Origin of the sequence: Rugamonas sp. (genome assembly GCF_025354735.1) — a bacterium.
GTDB lineage: Bacteria > Pseudomonadota > Gammaproteobacteria > Burkholderiales > Burkholderiaceae_D > Rugamonas.
Genome location: NZ_JANXMI010000178.1, coordinates 1 through 4,679, shown reverse-complemented (window position 1 = coordinate 4,679; position 4,679 = coordinate 1). Strand labels below are relative to the sequence as shown.

The window sequence follows — 4,679 nt, the reverse complement described above, 5'->3', positions numbered from 1 at the left end:
CGAACAGGACCGTGAAACAACTTTGCGCCGATGATAGTGCTGCAACCAGTGTGAAAGTAGGTTATCGTCAGGCTAGTTATATTAAGAAACCCCTTCAGGTGATCCTGTCGGGGTTTTTTTTCGTCCATACATTTCAATATATTCAGACGTAAAAAAGCGCACCGAAGTGCGCTTTTTATTCGAATTCTCGGGTATCAAATGCCCCAGATGATACTTTCGCCTTCTTGTTTCGCCGTTTTCAACATTTCCAGCAGCGGGAAGGCGCGGGCTGCGAAGCCGACGCGTTGCATCAGTGCGTGCTCGGTCGATTCGCCTTCCTCTTTTTCGTGGGCATGGGCGTCGTGTTCGACGTCATCTTCCGGGTGCTGCCTGGTGGCGGCGACTTCCTGTTCCAGCACCGACAGTGCTTCCGCCGCTTCGGCCGCCGTGATGACGCCGCGCGTCGGGCTTTTATGCAGCAGATCGAGAATTCGTTGGGCATGCTCCTGAAACATCAGGACCTCAGGCGAGGACTTTGATTTAAAAGTAATCAACATAAAAGCTTTCTAAGTCTTGTTGTTAGTGGTGAAACGATAGCACGACTGGCCCATTTGCACAGGCGCGGTGACGCACATAAGGACCAGGTTCAGATGGATCAGCCGCGCCATCGCCCCGTTTACCCGTCCTCAGTTCAGCTTAAAAGAGCTGATGAAAGTGTCCACCGTGTCTTGCGAAACTTGCTTGCCACGGGCCATGACGATGACTTGATAAATGCGCTTGTCCTTGGCGACAAAATGGCCGGCAAGCAGCATCGGTTTGCCATTTTGGCTCCCCCTGGCTTCGATGGCGATGGTCGTTTGTTGACCGCCGGACACCTTGTCCAGCGTCACCGTGCCGCCTATATTCTTGACCATCGCCGTTTTCATGGCGAGCACGGCGATTTGCGCGTGGGCCGGGTCCGCCACCTCAGCACTACCTACAGCAAAGCTCGTGCCATCGACTACCGCCGCCGCCATCGTCATGCTCACTTGCTGCCCGTCCAGATCGATGGTGCGGGTTTGCTGCACCGGCTTGGCCGGGAACAGCACGGTATAAGGCGCGTCGTTGCTGCGGTAATCGCGCCAGTCGAAGGTCGGGCTGCAGGCCGATAGCGCCGTGGCCGCCAGCACCGTCGCCGCCAGCATGGGGTAAGTTATTTTTTGCATGTCAGATGGTAGCAGCAGCGGACCGGTGCCGGCAATTACCGCCTAGCGTTCGAGCAGCGCGCGCCGGTATTGCACCGCTTCGCCCACGTGTGCCGCGTTGATGGTGGCGAGGCCTTCCAGATCGGCGATGGTGCGCGCCACCTTCAGCACCCGGTGATAGGCGCGCGCCGACCAGTTGAAATGCACCATCGCATGTTGCAGCCGCCGTGCTCCGGTGCGGTCGAGGCGGCAGTGATGGTCGATTTCGCCCGTGCTCAGCAGCTGATTGCTTTTTTGCTGGCGCGCCAGTTGCCGCTGATACGCTAGCTCGACGCGGGCGGCGATGGTGGCGGACAGTTCGCCGTCGGCCTCGGCGCTCAAGGCTTCGGGCGTGACGGCGTTCACCTGGATCTGCATGTCTATGCGGTCGAGCAACGGTCCTGAAATCCGGTTTTGGTAGCGGAATATACTGTCCAGGGTACAGTGACAGCGGCCCGATTCATGCCCCATATAGCCGCATGGACAGGGGTTCATTGCGGCGACGAGCTGGAAGCGGGCCGGAAAATCCGCCTGGCGGGCCGCGCGCGAAATGGTGACGCGGCTCGATTCCAGCGGCTGGCGTAATACTTCCAGCACCCGCCTGTCGAACTCGGCCAATTCGTCGAGGAACAGGATGCCGCAGTGGGCGAGCGAAATCTCGCCCGGCCGGGGCTGGCTGCCGCCGCCGACCAGCGCCACGCCGGAAGCCGTATGGTGTGGCGCCCGGAAGGGGCGGCGCTTCCACTGGTCGATGCTGAAACGGCCGCTGAGCGACTGCACGGCGGCCGCCTCCAGCGCTTCATCGTCCGTCATCCGCGGCAACAAACCTGCCAGACGTACCGCCAGCATGGTCTTGCCGGCCCCAGGTGGGCCCAGCAGCAGCACGCTGTGGGAGCCAGCGGCCGCCACTTCCAGCGCCCGCTTGGCGCTCTGCTGGCCTTTGACTTCGGCGAAATCGGGATAGTCCGATACGACTTGCGGCAGCCGGGGCGTGTGGCGCGACAGGGCCGACGCCGCCTCGCCGCTGGCGAAGTGGGCGCACACTTGCAGCAGCGTCACGGCCGGATAAATGTGGACTTTGCCGGCCAGCGCGGCTTCGTCGGCATTGGCCTGGGGCAGGATGAAAGCGGGCGAGGCGCCGCTGCGCTGCATCGCGAACGCCATCGCCAGGGCGCCGCGCACCGGGCGCAAGTCGCCCGACAGCGACAGTTCGCCGGCGAATTCGTATTGCGGCAGGCGCGAGGCGGGAATTTGCCGGGACGCGGCCAAAATGCCCAGCGCGATCGGCAAGTCGAAGCGGCCCGATTCCTTGGGCAGGTCGGCCGGCGCCAGATTGACGGTGATGCGCTGGGCCGGGAAGTCGAAACCGCCATTTTGTATCGCCGCGCGGACCCGGTCCTTGGCCTCCTTGACCTCGGTTTCTGGCAAGCCAACGATGGCGAACGCGGGCAGGCCATTGGCCAGATGCACCTCGACATTGACCTCGGGCGCTTCCATGCCGGCTAGGGCGCGGCTTTTCAGGACGGCGAGGCTCATCGTGCTCCTTGGTTGGAACGGCGGCGGTGTCCTGAGATCGTAGAGGTTTGAAGCGGGCAGGCCTTGAGATCGGCCAAAGAGGCCGGGCGCCGCGAGGGGCGCCCGGCGCGGGACTTACTTTTCGGTGGACAAACGCGCTTCGAGTTCAGCCAGCCGTGCTTCCAGCGCTTCGAGCTTGCCGCGGGTCTTGGCCAGCACCTGGGCCTGGATGTCGAATTCCTCGCGCGTGACCAGGTCGAGGCGGGAAAAGCCCTGCGTCATCATCGACTTGACGTTCTTTTCGATGTCTTTGGCGGGCGAATTCTCGATGGCCTGGCTGATTTTGCCGTGCAATTCGTTGAAAAAATTGTTCATGTCCATGATAGTCCTTGATTTAGCCGGCGGCGCATCGCACCATTGCGGTGCGCCTCGGCTTTAAAGTGGTGCGAATTCCCATTCCGACGGCTGGATGTAACAAATTCCCCAGCCGTATCATCGCTATCTCCGGCTGATGTCTGTTTTGCAGCTGTCATAGATGCAATATTAGCTGGCACGCATTCTGCTAAAGAAACCAATGAAGTATCTAGCCTAGATTTTAAACCGCAACAGCAATCTAAGTTCAACTTAAAGGAAATCTTCATGAGAAACCTTGTACAGAACTGGACGATCGTAGCAGCGTTATCCGTGGTATTCGGTACTTTGACGGTGGGCTTGGCAAGGGCCGAGGATGCTCCCGCCGCTGAAGTGAAGCCTGATAATGAAATCAGTTACAACGTCGCCGTGGCCAGCGACTATCGCTTTCGCGGCATCTCGCAGACCCGGTTGATCCCGGCCCTGCAGGGCGGCGCCGACTGGATCAACAATCCAACCGGCGTGTATGCCGGTACCTGGTTGTCCACCATTAAGTGGATCAACGACGGCGGCGGCGATGACAACATCGAATGGGATTTATACGCCGGCAAGCGCGGCGACATCACCAAAGACATCTCCTACGACGTCGGCGGCCTGTATTACTTTTATCCGTCGAACGGATTGCACCCGAATGCGAACACCTTCGAATTGTACGGCCAACTCACGGCCGGTCCGTTTTCCTTGAAGTATTCGCAATCGCTGACCAATGCCTTCGGTTTCGCCGACAGTAAAAACAGCGGTTACCTGGACGCCAATTTCAATTACGACGTCTACCAGGGCTATACGCTCAATGTGCACGCCGGCCACCAGAATATCAAGAATTCCGGTTCGGCCAGCTATAGCGACTACAAGATCGGCGTGACCAAAGATTTCGGCATCGTCAGCGTTTCGCTGGCCGCCATTAAAGCCGATACCAGCGCTTATGTCGCGCCGGACGGCAAAAACCTCGCCAAAACCGGCGCGGTCCTGATAGTCACTAAAACCTTCTAAGCGAGGCCTGTATGAAAATGATTACCGCCATTATTAAGCCGTTCAAGCTCGACGAGGTCCGCGAGGCCCTGTCAGCGATCAACGTGCAAGGCATCACGGTGACCGAAGTCAAAGGTTTCGGTCGTCAAAAAGGCCACACCGAGTTGTATCGCGGCGCTGAATACGTGGTCGATTTCCTGCCCAAGACCAAAATCGAGGCCGCCGTCGACGACGCCATCGTCGACCAGGCCATCGAAGCCATCGAGGGCGCCGCCCGCACCGGCAAGATCGGCGACGGCAAGATCTTTGTGTACAACCTGGAACAAGTCATCCGTATCCGTACCGGCGAAACCGGCAACGAAGCACTCTAAGGGGAAGATTGATGAAAAAAAATAGAACAAAATGGCTAGCCGGGATCGCTGTCCTGTGTGCCGTCGGCGCTGCCCTGCCTTCCTACGCGGCCGATGAGGCCAAGGCGGCGCCGGCGGCGTCCGTCCCCGCTCCCGCCATAGCGTCCGCCGCCGCGTCCGCGCCCGCCGCTGCGATGCCGGCCGCCGCCGCCGACGCGGCTCCCGCGCCCGC

The 4,679-nt window shown here is 60.0% G+C and carries 7 protein-coding genes; 3 read left to right on the top strand and 4 right to left on the bottom strand.

Annotation, left to right across the window (positions count from 1 at the left end):
• Window positions 1–194 precede the first annotated feature (194 nt).
• The 4 genes from Q0S71_RS14335 to Q0S71_RS14320 form a co-directional block, all read right to left on the bottom strand.
• Window positions 195–536, bottom strand: a complete 342-nt coding sequence (locus tag Q0S71_RS14335; RefSeq protein ID WP_295996842.1) for a DUF1840 domain-containing protein — start codon at window positions 534–536, stop codon at window positions 195–197.
• A 129-nt stretch (window positions 537–665) separates the two neighbouring features.
• The gene (locus tag Q0S71_RS14330; protein ID WP_295996840.1) at window positions 666–1,163 is read right to left on the bottom strand and encodes a hypothetical protein; all 498 of its coding nucleotides are present in this window, start codon (window positions 1,161–1,163) and stop codon (window positions 666–668) included.
• 63 nt (window positions 1,164–1,226) lie between these two features.
• Window positions 1,227–2,738 (bottom strand): YifB family Mg chelatase-like AAA ATPase, encoded by a 1,512-nt coding sequence (locus Q0S71_RS14325; RefSeq protein WP_295996837.1) that lies wholly within the window; start codon window positions 2,736–2,738, stop codon window positions 1,227–1,229.
• 114 nt (window positions 2,739–2,852) lie between these two features.
• Window positions 2,853–3,098: an accessory factor UbiK family protein gene (locus Q0S71_RS14320; protein ID WP_295996834.1), complete on the bottom strand. Its 246-nt coding sequence runs from the start codon at window positions 3,096–3,098 to the stop codon at window positions 2,853–2,855.
• 258 nt (window positions 3,099–3,356) lie between these two features.
• On the opposite strand from Q0S71_RS14320, the gene Q0S71_RS14315 reads away from it, so the two are divergent.
• From Q0S71_RS14315 to Q0S71_RS14305, 3 genes are all read left to right on the top strand, one after another.
• Window positions 3,357–4,118 (top strand): TorF family putative porin, encoded by a 762-nt coding sequence (locus Q0S71_RS14315; protein ID WP_295996829.1) that lies wholly within the window; start codon window positions 3,357–3,359, stop codon window positions 4,116–4,118.
• An 11-nt stretch (window positions 4,119–4,129) separates the two neighbouring features.
• Window positions 4,130–4,468: a P-II family nitrogen regulator gene (locus Q0S71_RS14310; protein WP_010393464.1), complete on the top strand. Its 339-nt coding sequence runs from the start codon at window positions 4,130–4,132 to the stop codon at window positions 4,466–4,468.
• Window positions 4,469–4,479: 11 nt separating this feature from the next.
• The coding region (locus Q0S71_RS14305) for a hypothetical protein (protein ID WP_295996783.1) at window positions 4,480–4,679 on the top strand (200 nt) is incomplete at its 3' end.